Below are 21,597 nucleotides of genomic sequence, written 5' to 3'. Positions count from 1 at the left end.
AAATATAATCAAAAATATGTAAAAATGTAGATTATATTACCACTTTATTGTTTATATTAATTTATTTTCATATTCTATATTACTTGATACAATTTATATTTGGAGGATTATCATGATTGATACAACAAGTTTACAAATTGAAGATGATAGCAAATATAAAAAAAATGTAGAATTGCAATATGGTTTTATATGTCGATACATGTCTAATGATGTACTTGTATCAGATGAAAGTAAGAGAGTTAAAGAAATCCAAATATCTAGAGGGAATATTTCTGATATAAGTATTGTAGAACAAGTATTATGTAAAAAGGATATTTTGAATCTAAAGGTTTGGAGAAAAAAGCTTGATTATGAAGCATTAGAAAAATATAAAATTTTGTTTGAAAAAGCCAGAGATATAATATTTATTTTAGATCTTAATGGTAAAATTATTGATGCTAATGAAGCTGCAATTAACTCATATGGATATAGCCGCAATGAACTGTTTAATATGTGTATATATGATTTACGAGAAATAAATAATAAATTCTTAATTATGGAACAGTTAGCTGAAGCTAAGAAGCATGGAGTTCTATTTGAAACTCTACATAAGAAAAAGGATGGCACTGTTTTTAGTGTACATGTAAATTCTCAAGTTGTAACAATAAAAGGAAAAAGGATTCTATTAAGTATTATTCGTGATATAAGTGACCGTAAATGTATGGAAGAAAAGCTTGAATATATTTCAAGACATGACTATCTCACTAATATTCCTAATCGATATTACCTAAAGGAGTTCCTAAGCAAAACTTATAGTAAAATTAAGCATGAAAAAAATGCGCTCCTAATTATAGATATTGATAATTTTAAAGTTATAAATGATTCTTATGGCCATGCTGCAGGGGATACAATACTAATTAAAACGGCTAATTTTATTAAGAATAAGTTAGATGAAAATGATTTTTTTGCAAGAATTGGAGGAGATGAATTTGCTATTTTTCTTCCTAATACTCCAATAGAGCTAGCTGAAGATTTTGCAAATAAGTTATTAAAAAGCCTAAATGCTGAAGAGTTTTATATAGAAGAATCAGATTACTCTGTTAAGATAACTGCGAGTATAGGAATTACTAAAGTAGATGAGATCATACAGTTAGAAAGTTTATTTTCATCTGCGGATGCTGCACTATATGCAGCAAAAGAAGAGGGGAAAAATCGTGTAATAATTTTAAAAAGTACTGAAGATAGAAACAAAATTCTTCAAAATAATAAGATTCTTAATTTTATTCAAAATGCTCTGAAAAACAACAAGTTTACATTAAGATTTCAGCCAATTTATAAAACTAATAATGTATTGTTACATTATGAAGTTTTATTAAGAATGTTAGATGAAGATGGAAGTGAAATTTTACCTTCATTATTTATTTCAGTTGCAGAGAAGTACGGTTTAATGCAGTCAATTGATATGTGGGTAGTTGATAATTCATTTAAAATATTAACAAAAGAAAAAAACTTAAGTATTTTTATAAATTTATCTGGTACTAGTCTAGGAAATGAGTATCTTTTAGAATGGATTGAATCCAGAATAAATTATTATAATCTAGATCCAAGTCGAATAGGCTTTGAAATTACGGAAACTGCGGCCATTAAAAATTTGGAAAAAGCTAATAGATGGGTTAATAGACTAAAAACTTTAGGCTGTAAATTTGCACTAGACGATTTTGGGGTAGGCTTTTCATCCTTTACATACCTTAACATTTTACCTGTAGATTATCTAAAAATTGATGGTTCCTTTATACGTAATTTGGATTCAGATACTACAAAGATTGCACTTGTACAAGCGATGAATGCAGTTGCTCATGCCTTAGGAAAACAAACAATTGCGGAGTTCGTTGAAAATGAAACTATATGGCGTATGCTGCTTAGCATGGGTATAGATTCTGGACAAGGATATTATTTAGGAAAACCAATTTTTTTAGAGGATATGTGAGAGTGTAATATCTCTAGTTGCTAGTAATTATAAGGGCTGCTAAAAGCAGCTTTTTTACATTCCAATAAATTGAATATTTTTATAAAAATAGCAGATAAAAGTTACAATAAATATGTTATAATAAATGTATAAAAGGTTTTCATATTAATATTTAACTAAAATTCCAAATTAGGAGTGCTTTATCATGGATAGGTTTTTTATAAAATTCGTGCCATACATTATAACTATATCTGTATTGGTAGTACACGTTATAGGCTATTTATTAACCATAAATTTAGAAAAACACCACTATTTTTTCATATGGTCTTCTGTAGCTTTAATTGATATGGCTTTTGCATTTCGATGTGGTAAGTTAATTCAAAGGCTTTACAAAGGAGTATACGAAGATGCGCTAACAAAAGTAAACAATAGAGGTTTTTTTTATTTAAAAATGAATGAGGAACTGGAAAAGTTAAAGAAGAAAAAGTCAGTGGTTTCCCTTCTTATGATAGACATGGACAACTTCAAAGTTATTAATGACACTTATGGTCATGTTATTGGTGATAAGCTTGTAACTCAGTTAGCAAATGTTCTATCTCACAACATTAGAAAAGGAGATAGCATAATTAGATGGGGAGGAGATGAATTTGCTATAATTCTTCCAGAAACCAGTCAGGAATATGCGTACAATACGGCAGAAAGAATTAGACAAATTATAGAAGAGCATATGTTTTGTTTTAATAGCATTGTAATTAAAATTACAATTAGCATCGGGATCGCATCTATAAAAGAAGAGTTAAGTATAGACACTTTTGTAGATTTAGCTGACTGCGCGCTTTACAAGGCAAAGCAGACTAAAAATACTGTTATAAATTTGAATTACTTATAAGTTTACGAAAACAACATCTCTTTTTTAGTAGAAAATCTCATTTTAGTAATAAAGGAATTTTATTATAACAAGAGCCTGCATCTAATTATGCAGGCTCTTCTAAATAAAATCTTAAGAGTGCTATCAAATTTCTGTATTAATGCTATCATCTTCGTTGTTACCCACGTTTCTCTTTTCTTGAATAAGTGTAACTGCTGCTGGGATAAGTGATATTACTATTATAGCTACCAATACATAAGAAAAATTATTCTTTATAAAAGGTAAATTTCCAAAGAAAAATCCTCCCCATAAAAATATTGATACCCATACAAACCCTCCTGCCATGTTGTAAACTATAAAATTAGTGTAGTTCATTTCTCCAACCCCAGCTACAAATGGTACGAAGGTTCTTATTATGGGGATAAATCTTCCTAATACTATAGTCAGTGACCCATTTCTTTCATAAAATCTATGAGCTTTATTTAGATACTCTTTATTTACATACTTTATATCTTCCTTCTCTAAAATCTTCTTTCCAATCTTTTTTCCTATACGATAATTTAAAGTATCACCAACTACTGCAGCGATATAAAAAATAATAAATAAAGTAAAAATATCAAGTGCACCCATAGAGGCAATGGCTCCTGTAGCGAAAAGAATTGAATCTCCAGGTAAGAATGGAGTAATAACCAATCCAGTTTCACAAAATATAATTAAAAATATAATAGCATATGTCCACATTCCGTAGTTTTGTAATATTACATTTAAATATTTATCAAGATGTAGTATTACATTAATGAAAGCTCCTATAATACTCATATTTCTCTCCCTTCGTTAAAACATAACTAAACACTAAAAAGCTTAGTAAGTTTCAATTTAATCTATCTTTGTCATATTCTATGTTATCTATATAAGATTAAAATCAGATTAAAAAATACTTAGATTTATATTAAGAAATTGTTTATTCAAAGTTTCAGCAATTACAATGAATGGAAGTGATTTTTACAAGTTGTTAAAAAAGTATATGGTTATTTAATAGTAATGACATATTGGTGTAACAATTAGTAATTATAATAATAATTGTTATCCTAAGTCATGCACACTTTTAGGAGACGTTATATATCCCTTTTTACAAATTCCTATTTGCTAAAGCACTGGTAGAAATACCGGTGCTTATTAATTTGCAGATTGTTAAATAACTACATGATTATGTAACAGGAATGACACATAGATGTAACAATATATTCCTACAATATAATTAATAAGTATTGAAAGAAGGGAGTCTATTGTATGAATCTTATTATATTAGGCGTCGATATAATTGTTTTAGTAGCGGCAGTAATATTAACAAAGGATAGCAATAGTAAAAAGTGTTAGTTTTAAATACAAATAATTTATTCATTTTAAGCATTGGTAGAAATACTGGTGCTTATTTATTTTCAAATGTAACATTATAATAAATCAGTCATATAATGAAATCGATTAGAATAAAATACATTAATTACCTCCATGTTGTAGTACTGGCAGAGATGTCAGTACTTATTATTTTAAAGAAATTAGATAAAGTGAAACTTGAATCAGATGGGGTTTTAACCCCATCTGATTCTTAGCTGAACGAATCCAGGGATGTAGCCGCTCTTTACTCCCTCTTTTAGAAAAGCAGATATCCCAAATCTGTGATTTGGTGATAGTCGCTTTCACAGAGTGCGAGGGAGTATTAGAGCGGGTAGTCATCGGATAAAAATAAACTGCAGCCTAAGCCGCAGTTATGTTTAATTAATCTAGATATATAGTTATTATTAATTTTATCTATAGATAATATGGATAGTATGGATAATAGTAAGGACTTGTATAATATTGTCTGAATTCATCGTCATTGATGTTATCATTATTGATGTCATCATCTCTATACATCATATGATCTCCACATTTACATTTTCCTTTATGGTCCATGCTATATGGCATTGTCTGAGTAGGCATCATTTGAGCAGGAGAAACCTGTGTTGGCATCATTTGAGTAGGCATCATTTGCTGTCCATGCATCATAGGAAAGCAGCACATCATAGGGCAGCAGCACATCATAGGACAACACATTTTAAAATGATGATGTCCATGATGATGTCCATGATGATGTCCATGGTGATGTTCTTTGTGATGCCCTTTGTTCTGCCAACGAGTATCATCTAAATTTGAATTTTGATCAAGGTTTTGATCAAGGCTTTGGTCAAAGTCCTGATTTTCGTTTCTATACATAATAAGCCTCCATAAAATTTTTACACACAATACATAATATGCAGAATGCAAAATAAGGTTACAAAAGTTTAAAAAGAAGGTGAGAGGTAATGAAAGCATCTCCTTTTCTGAACGGGCTCTGTTTATGTAGAATATTAAATCGTACCAGTGGTTATTATAATAACTGAGGTGATAATATGGAACATAAGGACAAAAAAATTAATAATAAAGAAAACGAAATAGTGAAACAGTTAAATAATATGACGGCCTTCGGTATTGGTGGATTAGGTATTCTCCCAGCCGCAGAAAAGGAATTGGGAAATAAAGGTATAAAATCTGATAAAGAGAACTCAAGAGAGTAATTGCTCTCTTTTTTCATGTCCAAAATAAATGAATTTTATTATAGCATATGAGCTTGTATCTGAAAGTGGATGTAGGCTTGTTTAAATTTATAAAATAAGAATACTATAAAGAAAAAATCATTTTCTTACTCTAACTATTTGGCCTTTATTTATCTGATGTAGTACTTTTGTTGAAATTTTTGTTAATGAATAAGGTGAGCCTCCACCAGTATAAACGAGCTCATTTTCCATAACTTTTGGGTCAATTAAAAATATAGCTTCATAGCCAAATGACGGCACTCCTCCACATATGTATCCAGTTTTATCGAGTATTTCTTCAGGAGTTGCAGTTTTGGGAAGTTCTATATTTAATGCTTTTGCTACCCTTGATGTACTTACCCTATCTTCCCCTTTAACAATAGCAACAATAAGATTACCATCGTTATCCATTAAACATATACTTTTTACAATATCTTTTGGAGATGCATTAGCGGCAGATGCGGCCTCTTGTACAGAGTGGCAGGTATTCTCATAAATATATTGTTCTGCATCTATGTTATTCTCTACTATATATTCTTTCAATTTTTCTTCAAATTCTTTCAATTTTATCACTCCATTTCGATTTTAAATATATTTACAATAATATTTTGAAATAAATTACGAATATGACTTTATGTATCAATATAATTATATAGTTTTTAGCAATACAAATAAAGGAATTTTATTAAAGGAAAAGAGTCTGTATTTACTTAAGATGCAGGTTGTTCTATTTTCGTTTAAAATAATATTCCACAAATAACTCCTACAATAAAAATACAAGCGACAGTTATAGGTACATCTATTCTTATATAACTTTTAGAACTTTTCAAAATATCATTTCGATAATTTTTACTCTATTTAAATTATGGACAAATACAAAGAATTTATAAACCATAAAATTGAATTTCTATAGAGTTGCTTATTTTTAAATTCTTTCCTTGAATTATTACTGAAAAAGTTTTTATGTATTATACACAGATCACCCTTATAAGGGTGTCCACGCACTCTGAAGTGACCTTTTTTAGATTCATTTCTAGCATATTTTTTAAAAGTATTCTCAGATTTTAATATAGTTTGTTTTATTGTTTTAATATCTTCATTCTCAACTTTTAATTTTCTTACTAAATTGTAAGGGAAACTTCTTTCTTGTAAGTTAGATGACATGGAGTAATAGAATGTAGTGATATATAATTTAAGCATGGTGATAATAAAAACAGAGGAGAGATATATATGGAAATTCTAAAGGTTGAAAACTTAAACAAAACTTATGGAAAAGGTGAAAATATAGTTGAAGCGCTTAAAGATATAAATCTATCAGTAAATAAAGGAGAGTTTGTGGCAATTGTAGGGGCTTCTGGTTCAGGTAAAAGTACATTACTTCACTTGCTTGGAGGCTTAGATAGACCGACAAAGGGAAAGGTTATAATTGACGGCGAAAGCATTTATAACTATAAAGAAGAAAAGCTTGCAATATTTAGAAGAAGAAAGATAGGATTTATATTTCAATTTTTTAACCTAATTCCGGTTTTAGATGTTGAGGAAAACATAGCTCTTCCAGCACTATTAGATAATGATAAAGTGGATAAAAGCTATTTGGAAGAAATTATTGAAATATTAGGACTTAAGGAAAGAAAAAATCATCTTCCCTCCGAGCTGTCAGGTGGGCAACAGCAAAGAGTGTCAATTGGAAGGGCACTATTAAATAAACCTTCAATAATACTTGCGGACGAACCAACGGGAAACCTTGATAGTAAGAACTCAAAAGAGGTAATTGAATTATTGAAATTTACAGCTAGAAAGTATAACCAGACATTAATACTTATTACGCATGATATTAATATAGCGACCATGGCTGATAGAGTAATTACCATAGAAGATGGTGAAATTGTTTCAGACAAATATCTAAGAAATAAGTATGGTGCATAGGCAAGGTAAATTAATATCAGGATGTGGAATTAAAGAATACTAGGAGGTAACCCAATGATAACTAATTATGGACAGCTTACGGGCAAATATTTAAAGACTAATAAGAAAAGAACTTTACTTACCATCATAGGAATTATACTGTCAGTTGCATTGATATCTTCAATTGGGCTTTTCTTTAAAGGAATACAAAATGCACAAATAGATGACGCTAAAAATTCCTATGGGTCATGGCAATTAGCCTTTAAAGAAGCAAACAAAAGTTTAATTTCTAAAATAACAAATAATCCAAAGGTTTCAAGAAGTGGATTTTATACAGTAGGTGAAGAAACTAAATTAGAAGGAAAATTAACCACTGATGTTATAATAGCTACAGATAAGGCTTTAGAACTTCTTCCTTATAAAGTGAAACAAGGTAAGTTTCCAGAAAATGAGAATCAAGTGGCAATAGAAAAATGGGCATTAAGTCGTATTGATAAAAATGGTAAAATAGGTGATAAAATAAAGGTTAATGAAAAAGAATATACTCTTGTAGGTATATTGGAAGACAGTATAGGAAATCAAATTGAAAATAAAGGAGTTTTATTAACTAAAAATAATAAAATTGATGAGTCAAAGTCTATGCTGCTAGTGGAAATAAGTCCAAAAGTAAATTTAAAAAAGGCAGTAAATGAACTAAAAGGATTAACTAAAAAAGATAAAGTTGGAGAAAATACTTATCTTCTTATGATGCAAGGTGCTGGAGATAAAGGTTCGGGGATGGGGGGATTATATGCTACACTAGGTATAATCATTGGAATAGTAGTAATATCGACTATAGCAGTTATATATAATTCATTTCAAATAAGCGTTGTGGAAAGAATAAAGCAATTTGGCCTTCTAAGGGCTGTAGGAGGAACGCCAAAACAAATAAGAAAAATTGTATTAAAAGAGGCAACAGTTTTAGCTGCCATAGGTGTTCCTTTGGGGTTAGTATGTGGTATTATAGCTATATATGGAATAAGCTTTGCTTTCAAATTAATTGGTGGAGAATCGATTTTTCCTATGAAACCAGTAATAGATCCTAATATTATGGCTATAAGTGGGGGTGTTGGCCTAATATCAATATATTTGTCAGCATTGATACCAGCAATTTTCGCTGGCAGGATATCACCATTGGTAGCTATAAGCAGTAGGACAGCGATAACAAAAGAAAAAATAAAAAGAAGAAAAAATAGAGTTATCGGAAAAGTATTTGGTTTTGAAGCAGCGCTAGCAGTTAAAAACATAAAAAGAAATAAAAAGAGATATAGAGTAACTGTTTTCTCAATAGTGATAAGTATTGTATTATTTATTACCTTTAAGTCTTTCATGGATATGACATTAACTATAGGAAAAGATGCTAATGAATCAAAAAATATTCACTTCTCAGTTATAAGAAATTCACAAGCTACAAAGGAAGAGGCCTATATAAACGAAAAAGTAACAGATAATCTCAAAAGTGTAAATGATATAGATAAGATATATAAGGCTTATGATGCATATCATTTTGATATAGCTATAGATAAGAGTAAAGAAATTAAAGAAATTCAAGATATGGGTAAAGTATATAATAAGACTAATTCAAGTGACAATCAAAAAACTATTTTAAATGGCTATACAACAGTTTATGATCAAGGGGCTTTAGAAGCTTCTAAAAAATATTTAACTTCTGGTGATATTGATGTAGAAAAACTAAACAGAGAAAATGGAGTAATTTTAATTAGCAAAAATACAATATTCAATGATAAAACACAAAAGAAGCATGTAGGGCCAGTTGCTAATATAAAAGTAGGAGATGAAATAGATCTTCAATATAACGAAATCGCAGGAGATAACAATAAAAAAATTGAATTTGACAAAGCAAAAACTAAAAAGGTTAAGGTAATGGCGATAGTTGAAAATGAACCTTTTAATTTCTGGGGATCACAAGAGGGGTTAAAGCTTATTACAACTGAAGAAGTTGCTAAAAAGTTAACTAATAAGAATAGTATTGAACCGGTAGGTTTAAATATTATAATCAAAGATGTTAAGAATGAAGAAGCAGCAAAAACAGAAATAGAAACCGCAATAAAATCAAATTCTTCATTAAGAGTAATTGATAATATAGAACAAAATAGAAAAACAAAGACCTCAATACTAATGGTAAAGATATTAATATACGGATTTGTTGTAGTTGTATCTTTGATAGGAAGTGTTAATATAATAAACACAATAACGACAAATATTATATTAAGAAAAAGAGAATTTGCTGCATTAAAATCTATTGGTTTAACTCAAAAAGGATTAAAGAAAATGATAGTTTTAGAAGGATTCATGTATGGTATAGTTGGTACTATATACGGATCAATAATAGCATGCGCCTTATCATTTTCAATGTATAGAGGTTTAGGTGGAGTGAGAGAGTTTGCATGGAAATTTCCCTGGAGTGCAGTAGCTACTGCAGGTATAGCAGCTATAGTGATTGGCTATCTTTCAGTACTATCGCCACTTTCGAGAATCAGAAAAGAAAACTTAATTGAAGCTATTAGGGAAGATTTTTAATGTAATATAAAGGGTTAAAGAAATTTGTGAGAGTATCAGATATTAATGTCATGGACTGCATAGTTCATGACATTATTTTTAGCATTATCTAAAAGATAGGGTAAGAACTTAAGGATTACATATTTATATATTCAATTTAGTATATAAATCAAGTATTATTAAATTAATTATGTTTCTTAAAAATTAAAAGAGGTGAAGTGTATGTACAAATTATTGCTAGTAGAAGACGATGAATCTCTAGCACTTGGTATAGAATTTACATTAAAAGATGAAGGCTATGAGCTTTGTAGAGCATCAACGATATCGGAAGCAGAAAATTTACTTCAGCTAAGTCAGTTTGATTTAATATTATTAGATGTTAATTTGCCAGATGGAAATGGGTATGAACTATGTAAGTCTATAAGAACTAAAAGTGATATTCCAATAATATTTTTAACTGCATGTGATGATGAAGTCAATATAGTGTTAGGTCTCGAAATAGGTGGAGATGATTACATAACAAAGCCTTTTAGAGTTAGAGAGCTTTTATCAAGAATTAAAGTATCACTAAGAAGAAGTTCTAAAGTATCACCTTCAGGAGACAGACTTATAAGTGGAAATATAGTAGTTGATAATTCAAAGGCAATAGTAAAGAAAAAAGATAAAGAAATTGTTCTAACAGCCCAGGAATATAGACTTCTATTGATATTTATGAATAAGCCAAAGGCATTAATTAAAAGAGATGAAATATTAAAGGGGCTAACAGAAGGAGCAGAGTCTTTTTTCGATGAAAACACATTGTCTGTTTATATTAAAAGAATAAGAGAAAAAATAGAAGATAGTTCCAAGGAGCCAGAATATATAGTGACGCTAAGAGGATTAGGATATAAGTGGGATAAGGATGTTGTTAAGGAGTAAATATGTATGAAAAAATATTTTATTAATCCTGAATTAAAATTAAGCTCTTCTATTCTTCTATTTTTAATGATTATATTTTTGTGTTTAGAATCTTTTATACTAAAATTACATCATGATGACTTAAAAGATGACTACATAAAAAGCTTAGGAGCTATTACTATAAGAATAATAAATAAAAATCCAGAACTTGAAAAAGAAATTATACCTATTATTACGCGAGAAGTATCTCAAGAAGAGGCTGATAAAGGTAAGGTAATCTTAAATCAATATGGTGTAAATAAAGATTTAGAAAGTGAAATTTTTCCTTACGTTAACAAGACTATCAAAAAAAACAATTACAGTATTATTTTTTTGTTTATACTTATGTCCTCAATATTTTTCATGTTTAATTATTTTCAATATATATTCTTTTATAAAAAAATAAGAAAGTTAACTATTGGAGCTAAGAAAGTAATTGAGGGGGATTATGACTTAGCAATTAATGAAAATAAAGAAGGAGACTTCTCTAAGCTAGCAAGTTCCTTTAATTCTATGAGAGAAATTATTAGAAATAATATAGATGCCCTTAAAAATGAAAAGCAATTTTTAGTTGACCTATTGTCTGATATATCGCATCAGCTAAAAACTCCTCTGTCATCAATGATCGTTTATAATGACATCTTGCTGAGTAAAGATCTATCAAAGGAACAAAGAGAAACTTTTTTATTAAATAATCAAAATCAGCTTAGTAGAATGAATTGGTTAATCAAAAGTATGCTTAAGCTTGCTAAGCTTGATGCAAAAGCTATAGAGTTTGTAAAGGAAAAGCAAAGCTTAAATGAGACTATACAAGATTCAATAGATGCACTTGAAAGCAAGGCGCTGCAAAATAATATTAAAATAGTTTTCAAGGAAATTTCTGAGGTAGTTTTCAAGCATGATAAATTATGGATTGAAGAAGCTTTAATAAATATTATTAAAAATGGCGTAGAACATACTGCTCAAGGAGGAGAAATAATCATAGAATTAGCGGAAAACCCTATTTATAGAAGAATAATTATAACAGATACTGGCGAAGGAATTGATGATAAGGACTTACCTCATATTTTCAAAAGATTTTATAAAGCAAAGACCTCAAGAAAAAGTGACTCTGTAGGAATTGGATTAGCTTTAGCAAAATCAATAATTGAAGCGCATAATGGAACAATTGAAGCACAAAGTAAAGTAGGAAAAGGAACAAAATTTATCGTCACATTTCTAAAATATTAAACATATAAATTGTTTAATGCTATAACTTTCGATATTAAAAAGGCTTGCATTAGATAAGATGATTAATAGGTAGATATTTAAACATTCTTTTTAAATATACCTACTTAAAAAATTCATAACAAATCTTATTGCAAGCCTTTTTTATATGTCCTTATGTTTATTCAATATTTATCCTTAAGCTAATTCAAGATTTATTTTTACCCGACTTTGCCCATTAAAAAGCTTATGATTAATATTACAAAAACCACAGTGGTAATTTTTACATATAAATAATCCTTTTCTTTTAAAAAAACAATAATTGAAACACCAACGCGAAATACTGGAATTGCTATTAAAATCATTAATCCTAAAAGTATAATAGCATAGGGTCTAAAAGACAAACAACCTAATACCACAGCAGAAAGCGTAGTTGGATAGAAATTTTCTGGATATCCACTGTGTCCAGATATTAAAAACATCAACAGTCCTATTAATATTACTGATGAACTCAGTAAAACTCCTATCCTTAAAGATTTACTTATTATAATTTCTACTTCTTCAATATTATTTTCTTTCATTAGTGTCCTCCCATTCCTTTGTAAATCATTTGTATTGCTACATAAGCTAGAAAAGGTATAAATATTTTTCTAATTGTTTTGCTTTTTAGTTGCTGCATAATTCTAGCTCCTATTGTAGCACCTGCAAGAACTCCAAGAGCAACAGGAGCAGCAATCTTAGGATCTATATCACCTTTAAGAAAATACACACCAGCACTAGCGGCAGCAGTTACTCCCATCATAAAATTACTGGTTGCACTAGACACTTTCAAAGGAAGCTTCATACATAAGTCCATAGCCATAACTTTAAAACTACCGCTGCCTATACCGAGAAGACCTGAAATAACTCCAGCACCATACATAACGCTAAAACCAGCTGGTACGCCATCTACATTATAAGCAACATTTTTTTCCAAAGCTTTATCATAGTATTCTCCATTTAACTTAAATTTTTTTGCTAATGGGTGAACTGATACATTCTGAGGCAATTCATCTTTGCCTTTTTTTAGCATTGCAAAAGCAGAGTATAATAATAATATTCCAAAGAGAACATAAAGGTAGTTGGGATTTATTACGCCTCCCAAGAAAGCTCCTGTTATAGCTCCAGTAGTGGTGGCTATTTCAAGAAACATTCCCACTCTTATATTAGTTATTTTATCTTTTATATATGCTATAGCTGATCCGCTAGAGGTGGCAATTACTGAAATAATACTTGCTCCAATAGCGTGTTTTATATCAACTCCGAATAATAGTGTGAGTGCAGGAGTAATTACAGTACCACCACCAAGACCAAGTACGGAACCTACTACTCCAGCTATAACAGATATTATTAAAATTTTTAATGCTACTAATGACAAAACATCATCTCCTTTATAGTTTGAACAAATTAGAAATTTCAAGTATTATTATAACAGGTAAAAATACATATTAAAAATATTAAATATGTATCTGTTCGATATAAAAATTGTATATCAGAGGTGATGATTTTTTATGGATATAAAGCAACTTAAATATTTTTTGGCAATAGCTGAAGAAGGGCAAATAACAGGAGCTGCAAAAAGATTAAATATTGCTCAACCACCCCTTAGTTACCATCTAAAGCTGCTTGAGGAAGAGTTAGGCGTTAAGCTTGTTGAAAGAGGGAGTCGTAAAATTCAACTAACAGATGCTGGTAAAATATTACGCAATAGAGCTGAACAAATGCTAGAACTAGCGCAGTCTACAGTTAAAGAATTAAAGGATTTTGGTACTGGGCTAAAAGGAACGTTGTCTATAGGTACAGTATCTTCTTCTGGAGCTACACTTCTTCCAGAGAGAATAAAAAGCTTTCATAGTGAGTATCCTGGTGTAAGTTTTGAGGTATGGGAAGGAAACACTTTTAGAATATTAGAGATATTAAATAATGGTGTAATAGAAATTGGAATTGTGAGGACCCCTTTTAATACAGATGAATTTGAAGTGAGATTTCTATCAAAAGAACCTATGATAGCAGTATATGCGAAAGACTGTAATTGGCTTGAAGAAGACAAAGTTATATCTCTTACTGATTTAATAGACAAACCATTAATTATATATAGAAGGTTTGAAAAGATAATATCTGAGTCTTGTCTTAAGATAGGATTTGAAGCAAAAATAATTTGTAAAAACGATGATGCGAGAACCACATTATTATGGGCTCAATCTGGCATTGGTATAGCCATTGTACCTAAGACTGCATTGGAGCTTGTTAAGAACACAAATTTAAATTATAAAGATATTAGTGAACCATCTTTAGAAACAAGTATAGCAGCAATATGGAGAAAAGATAGATATTTATCAACTGCAGCTAAGCATTTTTTAGAATTTTTTGAGGTGTAACATATAGAATAAACATAAAACCTATTAAATGTATCTGATAGGTTTTATGTTATATTAAAATATAATAAGCATTCAGCAATCAACTTATTTACTACTTGTTTAAAACCTCATTTTTTATAACTTCCAATACTCCATTTTCTCTATTGCTTTTAGCAATAAATCTAGCATGTTTTTTAACCTCTTCTGGTGCATTATCCATTGCATAACTGTAATAAGCGGATTTAAACATTTCTACATCATTAAAATAATCACCAAAAACCATTGTTTCTTCAGCGGTTATATTTAATTTTTCTTGAATGTATTTAATAGCTACACCCTTATGTACATCTCTATTAATAATGTCAAGCCAAATTTGTCCGGATACAGTAATTTGAAGTGACTTTCCCCAAATTGGTTCAAATACGTTGTTTGAATTTTCAGCAGATCCTTTAAAATCGCATAGTGTAAACTTTAAAATATCATCGTCAACCTCATCGAGATCATCAACTATTTTATATTTTAAATAATATCTTTCAACTTCCTCTATAAATTCTTTATAATTTTTCTCAATATATGCTGATTTTTTACCACATAATATTATTTCGCAGCAGTCGAGTTCTCTTCCAATTTTTATGAGCTCTTTGACTCTATTTTTATCTAATATACTAGAATAGATCTCTTCACCTTCATAAACTACAAAGCTTCCATTTTCAGCGGCATATATTATATCATTCTTAACTCTGGAAAACTTATTTTCAAGATTGTAGTATTGCCTGCCGCTTGCGGCAACGAATATTATATTTCTTTCCTTAAGCTTCTCTATTATATGAAAAAATTCTTCATTTAATTTATCATGTTCATTTAATAATGTACCATCCATATCACTTGCTATAAGCTTTATCATATAGATCAACCTCTTTCTCCTATAGTGTAGAGCTTTATTATATTATGACATTTTAAAAAAATATATGTTTTAATAGTAAATCATCGAAATTTGCTGTATTTCAATATAAAAAAGAAAGTTATAATAAATAATGCATATAATAATAAAAAAGGAATATTGTACTTTAATAATTTAATGTGATATATTATAATTATAAATATTATATATTTAGGAGAAAAAATTATGCAAAGCTTAATTATAATGTTTAAAACAACTCATCACCATCATTAGTAGAGACTTACGTCATGGAAAATAACCATAGATGTAGGTCTGCTTGAATTTATAGCAGTTGTATCTATGGTGATGGTAGTTAATTTAGTAAATTATTACCCATGTAGGTACAAAGCCTGCATGGGTTTTTTATGTAAATAAAATAGAAAATAATTCAGGAGGAATGAAAATGGAAAAACAGTTTATTAAACCATCAACTTTACCAGGATTCATGGAGTTACTACCAGCGGATCAAATTGTATTTAATAATATTATGGATATTATTAGGAATAATTATGAAAAAAGCGGTTTTATACCTATGGATACTCCTATAATAGAAAAAACAGAAATATTATTAGCTAAGGGAGGGCAAGAAACTGATAAGCAAATTTATAGATTTACTAAAGGAAGCAATGATATATCATTGAGATTTGACTTAACAGTTCCTTTTGCTAGATATTCTGCTCAGCATATGTCTGATTTAACTTTTCCATTCCGCAGATATCAAATAGGTAAGGTATTTAGAGGTGAAAGAAATCAGAAAGGACGTTACCGCGAATTTTATCAATGCGACATAGATATCATTAACAATGGAGAATTAAGCATAATTAATGATGCAGAGATTCCAAGCATAATATATTCAATATTCACAGAAATTGGATTAAGTTCTTTTAAAATACGTATAAATAATAGAAAAATCTTAAATGGATTTTTTAGTTACCTTGGAATTTCAAATGGTGTAGAGGTATTAAGAATCATTGATAAGGTAGATAAAGTAGGTATGGAGGCAGTTTGTAAGGAACTGAAGGAGTTAGGATTAGATGAAGCTGCTGTTGATAAAATAGTTAATTTTATTGATATAAAGGGAAGTAATCAAGAAATATTAAATTCACTAACAGAGCTAAATATTGAAAATGAAGACTTTAAGGTTGGTATAGATGAACTATCTAAGGTTATTCATTATATTGGGTGTTTTGGAGTTCCAGAAAAAAATTATATTATAGATTTAAAAATAGCGAGGGGACTAGAATATTACACTGGAACAGTTTATGAAACAATGCTTGATGATTACCCTAATATCGGATCAATATGCTCTGGTGGGCGTTACGAGGATCTAGCAGGGCATTACACTAATCAAAAACTTCAAGGTGTTGGAATATCTATAGGGTTAACTAGATTGTTCTCTCAACTAAGAGAACTGGGAATCCTAAAAGAAAATGCATCCTCATCCTTAACAAAGGTGCTAGTTGTTCCTATGGGGGAAACTATGGGGTACTCAGTAGAAGTTGTTAAACAATTAAGAGAAAATAATATTATTTCAGAAGTTTATTTAGAAAATAATAAATTTAATAAAAAACTTTCATATGCCAATAAGCTAAGAATACCGTTTGTTATAATAATTGGTGAGGAAGAAGTTAGCAGCAAAATATTAACGCTAAAAGACATGAATACTGGGGAACAATCTAGTTTATCCGTAGAAGAAATAATTAATAAAGTAAAACTGTAAATCTAAAAAACTGGCATGTGTTATGTGCCAGTTTTATTTTAACTTCTATAAATCCTTCCAAAATTTAAAGATTTTAAGATATTTCAAGAATAAAAGATATAAATTCCTTATATAATATTATGTATTTGTCTGTTAAAGCGAATAAATGAGATTATACGTAGCATTTGATTGTCTACGATATTTTAATATCAGACGAATTTATGTTATAATTTACTCTATATTTCTTATTTGTGTTAGGGGGAATAATTAATGGACAATGGTCCGAGTAGTATTTTACTAGAGTTATTATTTATCTTAGTTTTAGTTCTAATTAATGCTTTTTTTTCAGCTTCAGAGATGGCTATAGTTTCTTTAAACAAGAATAAAGTTAATCATCTTGCTGAAGAAGGTAATGTAAAAGCAAAGTATTTGCTAAAACTTTTAAATGAGCCTAGTAAATTTTTAGCTACAATTCAGGTTGGAATCACCTTGGCAGGCTTTTTAGCCAGTGCAGCTGCAGCAACAAAGATATCTAAGCATCTTTCAAATGTACTAAATAAGTTTAGTATACCAGGAAGTGACGAAATATCTGTTGTTGTTATAACAGTGCTACTGTCATATGTTACTTTGGTTTTTGGAGAACTATTTCCAAAAAGAATTGCATTACAAAAATCAGAACAAATAGCTATGTTTTCAATTAAACCAATATTATTTATATCTAAAATCTCTTCTCCATTTGTAAAAATGCTCACAGCATCAACAAATATACTAGTTAAAATATTTGGCATGAATTTAGACAACCTTGAAGAAAAAGTATCAGAAGAAGAAATACGATCAATGATTAAGGTTGGAGAAGAGAATGGAGTTATTAATGAAATTGAAAAGGACATGATAGATAGCATTTTTAAATTCGATGATACTTTAGCTAAGGAAATAATGACTCCAAGAATAAATGTATTTGCTTTAGAGTTAGATACTCCAATTGACGAACTCTTAAATCAGATATCAGAAGAACAATATTCAAGAATACCTATATATGAAGATGACATTGATAATATTATTGGTGTTTTATATATGAAAGATCTATTTATTCAATTAAAAAATAAAGATATTGAAAATATAAATATAAAAACTCTTCTGAGACCGCCTCATTTTGTTCCAGAAACTAAGAATATAGACGCTTTATTTAGAGAGTTACAGAGTACAAATAATCATATGGCCATATTGATTGATGAATATGGAGGATTTTCAGGTATTTTAACAATAGAAGACTTAATTGAAGAAATTATGGGGAATATATTTGATGAGTATGATGAAAATACAGATTACATTAAGAAAATTGATTCAAATACCTATTTAGTTAATGGATTAATACCAATAGATGAAGTTAATGAAAGTTTAAATATCAATTTACCTTCAGATGATATAGATACTATCGGAGGATTTGTAGTAACACTTTTAGGAACTATACCTAAAGATGATGATGATAGTACTGTTGAATATGATAACTTAAAGTTTAAAATTGAGAAGGTAAATGAAAAAAGAATAGAAGAACTTAAAGTTTATATAGGATAATAAATATAATATCAATAAGTATTGTTTGAACATTGGATGCTGGGTTAAACCAGCATCTTTTTGTTTAAAAGTAATTATTCAAGCAATTAAGACACAATTAAATTTTGAAAAATGCAGGGAAAAAATTAGCAAATTTATTTTTATAAGTAGCTTTTATTGAGAAAAATGTCAATAAACGAAATGTAGAGGAAATGTTTTGAAAAATATGCTAAAATACTGTAGAATAAAGTAGTTGTAATAGTCAAATGAGGTGAAGTTAATGTTTAGATGGAAAAAAAGTAAAGAAAACTTAGATAAGGAAGCTGTTTATAGGCCACTTAAAAATGAAATTTTGCATAACATGCAAAATAAAAATGAATTAAGTCTTTTAAAACATAATCAAAAATGCATAGTAACAAGGATAAATGATAAGATTGAAGAAACTGGTTTTGCAGCTGAAAACTTAATATCGTTAACACAAGATATTGCTAAAAATGCCGAAATACAAAAAGAATCTATTGAAAAAGTTGTAAATGAAATAAGTAATTACTCAGCATTAGCTGAGGAAGTTTTTGCAAGTACTGAGAACTCAAAACGTATAGCAGAACAGACAATGGAAATAGCTAGAGAAGGTAGCGATGCAGTAGACAGCTCTATATCAGCTATGAATGAAATTGAACTGTCCGTTCAAAATGCTAAAAGAGTAGTAAACGATTTAAGTTTAAAAGCAGCTCATATAAATGAAATGCTTGCAATTATTAAAGATATAGCAAATCATACAAATCTTTTATCCTTAAATGCATCTATTGAAGCAGCTAGAGCTGGAGAAGCTGGAAGAGGGTTTGCAGTAGTTGCTCAAGAAGTTAAAAATCTTGCTCAGAGAAGTGCAGAATCAGCTGGACATATATCAACTACTATTAATGAAATAAATAGTAGTATAGATGAAACTATAGGCGCTATGAATAAAAGCATGGAGAAAGTATTAGAGGGAAGTGATATTGGAAAAAATACTAAAGAAGTATTTAATAACATAATAAATGCTGTAAGTACTACTAGCGAGGTAGCAGAGGAGATTAATGCAGCAGTCTCTAAACAGACTGAAAGCCTTGAAAACATAATATCTTCTACAGAAGAAATGGATAGAACCTCTGAGAAGGTTATGTGCATGGTAGAAACTGCATCACTAAATACTCAATATACTAAAACCTCACTAAGTATTCTTTCAAATGTTTCAAAAGATCTCCAAAGCATATCTACAAAGCTTTTAGACAAGATTGAAACAGATGAAAAAGCTGAGTTAGTGCTTACAACATTTTTAAGTGAGTCTCCATTAGACTATGATCCACAGCTTGCAATTGATACTCAGAGTGGACAAATTCTATATAATGTACATGGTGGATTGCTGCTAATAAGCTCTACCGGAGAAATTACTCCTGGAGTCGCAAAAAGCTGGTATGTTGAAGAGGACAACTTAACATGGATATTTAACCTAAGAAAAGGTGCTAAGTTTCATAATGGTAGAGAAATAACAGCAGAGGATATTAAATATACATATGAGAGATTATTAAGGCCATCCCTAAAGTCTCCAAACAGTTGGTTCTTAGAACAAATTGATGGTGCAAAAGAATATAATGAAGGAATCGCGCAAGAAGTTAAGGGTATAAAAATACTTGATAAGCATAGAGTTTCACTCAAACTCACAAGACCATACACTGGATTTTTACTTAATCTTGGACAATATGTTTGCTCTATACTTGCTAAAGAAGATGTTGAGAAAGGAAAATTCACTGGCTGTGGTCCATATATTTTAGAAAGTATTGAAAAGGATAGATGTGTGTTAACTGCTTTTAATAATTATTTTGGTGGTTCTCCATATGTGGATAAAATCATTGTAAGATTTGAAGGAATAAAGTCCATAGAAAGCTTTATCGATAATGAATGTGACTTTGTTACAATAGACAATAAAAAACAGATGGAAGAATTGTCAAAAGTTAAAGGCTTAGATATAAAATATAAAAGCGTAATGGGAACTTATTATGCTGGCTTTAATCTGCGATCAAATTCCATATTTGCAAAAGACAATGAAATTAGGAAGGCCTTTAATTTAGCGATTAATAAAAAGAAAATTATAGATGAAATATTAGGCGGTCTTGGAGAGGAAGCTAAAGGACCTATGCCTCCCAATATGGTTGACAATAACTACTTATCAGGTTTTGCCTATAATCAAAGGTTAGCAAGAGAAATTTTAGATAGAAAGCGTGTTTTAATAGGAAACTCAAAGTTTAGAATCTTAATTAGAGATGAAAGTGATGAGACAATTTTTTATAAAATAACACAATCAATTATAAATGATTTAAAAGAAGTAGGGATTGAATGTACTTTGGAAAAGGTAAGTCCTGATAAATATCTTAACCCAGAATCAATAAATGGAAGTGATTTGTTTTTAAGTAGATGGATATCAGATACTGGAGATATGGATAATTTTCTTCAACCTATGTTTAATCCTTCTAACTTTACAGACTTCACTGGATATAATAATCCAAAGGTTACAGAAATGATGGAAAAGGCTAAAGAAATTATTAATCCTGATAAGAGGGTTCAGGTATATAAAGAGCTGCAGCAAATCATAGTTGATGATTCACCTTGGATATTCTTATATCATCCACAGCTCGGACATGCTTCAAGAGAAGGCGTAATTGGTGTAAGAATTAGTCCTCTTGGAATAGTTAGATATGAAGATATAATAATAGAAAAATAGTTACTCAAAATTAAAAGAGTACATACTATAGGTTTTTAAGGCCGAAAATTGACTTATACGCCGGGATATGCTTCCAAGCTTCAGCACGTTAAAAACTTTTAGCCAGTCTAAAGCTTAAGCAGATATCCCAAATCTTTGATTTGGTGATAGTCGCTTACACAGAGTGCGTGTTTCAAGACAACCTAAGAACTTTTGAGAACTCGCTGTGCTCAAACAACT

General features: G+C 29.6%; 17 protein-coding genes. 11 read left to right on the top strand and 6 right to left on the bottom strand.

Features of this window, described 5'->3' with window-relative positions:
- The first annotated feature begins 112 nt into the window (after positions 1-112).
- Positions 113-1,966 (top strand): EAL domain-containing protein, encoded by a 1,854-nt coding sequence (locus RCG18_RS23005; protein WP_308038316.1) that lies wholly within the window; start codon positions 113-115, stop codon positions 1,964-1,966.
- A 184-nt stretch (positions 1,967-2,150) separates the two neighbouring features.
- Positions 2,151-2,834, top strand: a complete 684-nt coding sequence (locus RCG18_RS23000; protein ID WP_308038315.1) for a GGDEF domain-containing protein — start codon at positions 2,151-2,153, stop codon at positions 2,832-2,834.
- Positions 2,835-2,957: 123 nt separating this feature from the next.
- On the opposite strand, the gene RCG18_RS22995 is transcribed toward RCG18_RS23000, so the two are convergent.
- Positions 2,958-3,632 carry a DedA family protein gene (locus RCG18_RS22995; RefSeq protein ID WP_308038314.1) on the bottom strand — a complete coding sequence of 225 codons (675 nt, stop codon included), beginning with the start codon at positions 3,630-3,632 and terminating at the stop codon, positions 2,958-2,960.
- Positions 3,633-4,622: 990 nt separating this feature from the next.
- Positions 4,623-5,066, bottom strand: a complete 444-nt coding sequence (locus RCG18_RS22990; RefSeq protein ID WP_308038312.1) for a hypothetical protein — start codon at positions 5,064-5,066, stop codon at positions 4,623-4,625.
- A gap of 176 nt (positions 5,067-5,242) precedes the next feature.
- Here RCG18_RS22990 and RCG18_RS22985 point away from each other — a divergent pair, with 176 nt between their 5' ends.
- Positions 5,243-5,407 (top strand): hypothetical protein, encoded by a 165-nt coding sequence (locus RCG18_RS22985; protein WP_308038311.1) that lies wholly within the window; start codon positions 5,243-5,245, stop codon positions 5,405-5,407.
- Positions 5,408-5,524: 117 nt separating this feature from the next.
- Here the strand turns inward: RCG18_RS22985 and RCG18_RS22980 are convergent, their stop codons facing one another.
- The gene (locus tag RCG18_RS22980) at positions 5,525-5,989 is read right to left on the bottom strand and encodes an aminoacyl-tRNA deacylase (RefSeq protein WP_374118971.1); all 465 of its coding nucleotides are present in this window, start codon (positions 5,987-5,989) and stop codon (positions 5,525-5,527) included.
- Positions 5,990-6,655: 666 nt separating this feature from the next.
- Here RCG18_RS22980 and RCG18_RS22975 point away from each other — a divergent pair.
- The 4 genes from RCG18_RS22975 (at position 6,656) to RCG18_RS22960 (ending at position 12,055) form a co-directional block, all read left to right on the top strand.
- Positions 6,656-7,351 carry an ABC transporter ATP-binding protein gene (locus RCG18_RS22975; protein WP_308038309.1) on the top strand — a complete coding sequence of 232 codons (696 nt, stop codon included), beginning with the start codon at positions 6,656-6,658 and terminating at the stop codon, positions 7,349-7,351.
- A gap of 54 nt (positions 7,352-7,405) precedes the next feature.
- Positions 7,406-9,910, top strand: a complete 2,505-nt coding sequence (locus RCG18_RS22970; RefSeq protein ID WP_308038308.1) for an ABC transporter permease — start codon at positions 7,406-7,408, stop codon at positions 9,908-9,910.
- A gap of 201 nt (positions 9,911-10,111) precedes the next feature.
- On the top strand, positions 10,112-10,807 hold the full coding sequence (locus RCG18_RS22965; protein WP_308038307.1) for a response regulator transcription factor: 696 nt from the start codon (positions 10,112-10,114) through the stop codon (positions 10,805-10,807).
- 6 nt (positions 10,808-10,813) lie between these two features.
- On the top strand, positions 10,814-12,055 hold the full coding sequence (locus RCG18_RS22960; RefSeq protein WP_308038306.1) for a HAMP domain-containing sensor histidine kinase: 1,242 nt from the start codon (positions 10,814-10,816) through the stop codon (positions 12,053-12,055).
- A 197-nt stretch (positions 12,056-12,252) separates the two neighbouring features.
- Here RCG18_RS22960 and RCG18_RS22955 read toward each other — a convergent pair whose 3' ends face one another.
- On the bottom strand, positions 12,253-12,612 hold the full coding sequence (locus RCG18_RS22955) for a DUF1634 domain-containing protein (RefSeq protein WP_308038305.1): 360 nt from the start codon (positions 12,610-12,612) through the stop codon (positions 12,253-12,255).
- Positions 12,612-13,448: a sulfite exporter TauE/SafE family protein gene (locus RCG18_RS22950; protein ID WP_308038304.1), complete on the bottom strand. Its 837-nt coding sequence runs from the start codon at positions 13,446-13,448 to the stop codon at positions 12,612-12,614. Before RCG18_RS22950 ends, RCG18_RS22955 begins: the two co-directional genes overlap by 1 nt.
- A 133-nt stretch (positions 13,449-13,581) precedes the next feature.
- Between RCG18_RS22950 and RCG18_RS22945 the strand changes: the two genes are divergently transcribed.
- Positions 13,582-14,448 carry a LysR family transcriptional regulator gene (locus tag RCG18_RS22945; RefSeq protein ID WP_308038303.1) on the top strand — a complete coding sequence of 289 codons (867 nt, stop codon included), beginning with the start codon at positions 13,582-13,584 and terminating at the stop codon, positions 14,446-14,448.
- A 91-nt stretch (positions 14,449-14,539) separates the two neighbouring features.
- On the opposite strand, the gene RCG18_RS22940 is transcribed toward RCG18_RS22945, so the two are convergent.
- Positions 14,540-15,331 carry a Cof-type HAD-IIB family hydrolase gene (locus RCG18_RS22940; protein ID WP_308038302.1) on the bottom strand — a complete coding sequence of 264 codons (792 nt, stop codon included), beginning with the start codon at positions 15,329-15,331 and terminating at the stop codon, positions 14,540-14,542.
- 439 nt (positions 15,332-15,770) lie between these two features.
- Between RCG18_RS22940 and hisS the strand changes: the two genes are divergently transcribed.
- From hisS to RCG18_RS22925, 3 genes are all read left to right on the top strand, one after another.
- Entirely contained in the window at positions 15,771-17,087 is a 1,317-nt protein-coding gene (gene hisS, locus RCG18_RS22935; RefSeq protein WP_308038301.1) for a histidine--tRNA ligase, read from the top strand.
- Between the two features lie 249 nt (positions 17,088-17,336).
- Positions 17,337-18,641, top strand: coding sequence for a hemolysin family protein (locus RCG18_RS22930; protein ID WP_308038300.1), 1,305 nt, complete (start codon positions 17,337-17,339; stop codon positions 18,639-18,641).
- Between the two features lie 259 nt (positions 18,642-18,900).
- Entirely contained in the window at positions 18,901-21,378 is a 2,478-nt protein-coding gene (locus RCG18_RS22925) for an ABC transporter substrate-binding protein (protein WP_308038299.1), read from the top strand.
- Positions 21,379-21,597 lie beyond the last annotated feature (219 nt).

It is taken from the genome of Clostridium sp. OS1-26 (assembly GCF_030915445.1).
In the GTDB taxonomy this organism is placed as follows: domain Bacteria; phylum Bacillota; class Clostridia; order Clostridiales; family Clostridiaceae; genus Clostridium_AM.
This window is presented reverse-complemented; position numbering and strand designations above follow the sequence as displayed.

Coding starts and splice junctions, on each gene's coding strand:
- RCG18_RS23005 (WP_308038316.1), top strand. CDS start 113: ATGATTGATACAACAAGTTTACAAATTGAAGATGATAGCAAATATAAA.
- RCG18_RS23000 (WP_308038315.1), top strand. CDS start 2,151: ATGGATAGGTTTTTTATAAAATTCGTGCCATACATTATAACTATATCT.
- RCG18_RS22995 (WP_308038314.1), bottom strand. CDS start 3,632: ATGAGTATTATAGGAGCTTTCATTAATGTAATACTACATCTTGATAAA.
- RCG18_RS22990 (WP_308038312.1), bottom strand. CDS start 5,066: ATGTATAGAAACGAAAATCAGGACTTTGACCAAAGCCTTGATCAAAAC.
- RCG18_RS22985 (WP_308038311.1), top strand. CDS start 5,243: ATGGAACATAAGGACAAAAAAATTAATAATAAAGAAAACGAAATAGTG.
- RCG18_RS22975 (WP_308038309.1), top strand. CDS start 6,656: ATGGAAATTCTAAAGGTTGAAAACTTAAACAAAACTTATGGAAAAGGT.
- RCG18_RS22970 (WP_308038308.1), top strand. CDS start 7,406: ATGATAACTAATTATGGACAGCTTACGGGCAAATATTTAAAGACTAAT.
- RCG18_RS22965 (WP_308038307.1), top strand. CDS start 10,112: ATGTACAAATTATTGCTAGTAGAAGACGATGAATCTCTAGCACTTGGT.
- RCG18_RS22960 (WP_308038306.1), top strand. CDS start 10,814: ATGAAAAAATATTTTATTAATCCTGAATTAAAATTAAGCTCTTCTATT.
- RCG18_RS22955 (WP_308038305.1), bottom strand. CDS start 12,612: ATGAAAGAAAATAATATTGAAGAAGTAGAAATTATAATAAGTAAATCT.
- RCG18_RS22945 (WP_308038303.1), top strand. CDS start 13,582: ATGGATATAAAGCAACTTAAATATTTTTTGGCAATAGCTGAAGAAGGG.
- RCG18_RS22940 (WP_308038302.1), bottom strand. CDS start 15,331: ATGATAAAGCTTATAGCAAGTGATATGGATGGTACATTATTAAATGAA.
- hisS (WP_308038301.1), top strand. CDS start 15,771: ATGGAAAAACAGTTTATTAAACCATCAACTTTACCAGGATTCATGGAG.
- RCG18_RS22930 (WP_308038300.1), top strand. CDS start 17,337: ATGGACAATGGTCCGAGTAGTATTTTACTAGAGTTATTATTTATCTTA.
- RCG18_RS22925 (WP_308038299.1), top strand. CDS start 18,901: ATGTTTAGATGGAAAAAAAGTAAAGAAAACTTAGATAAGGAAGCTGTT.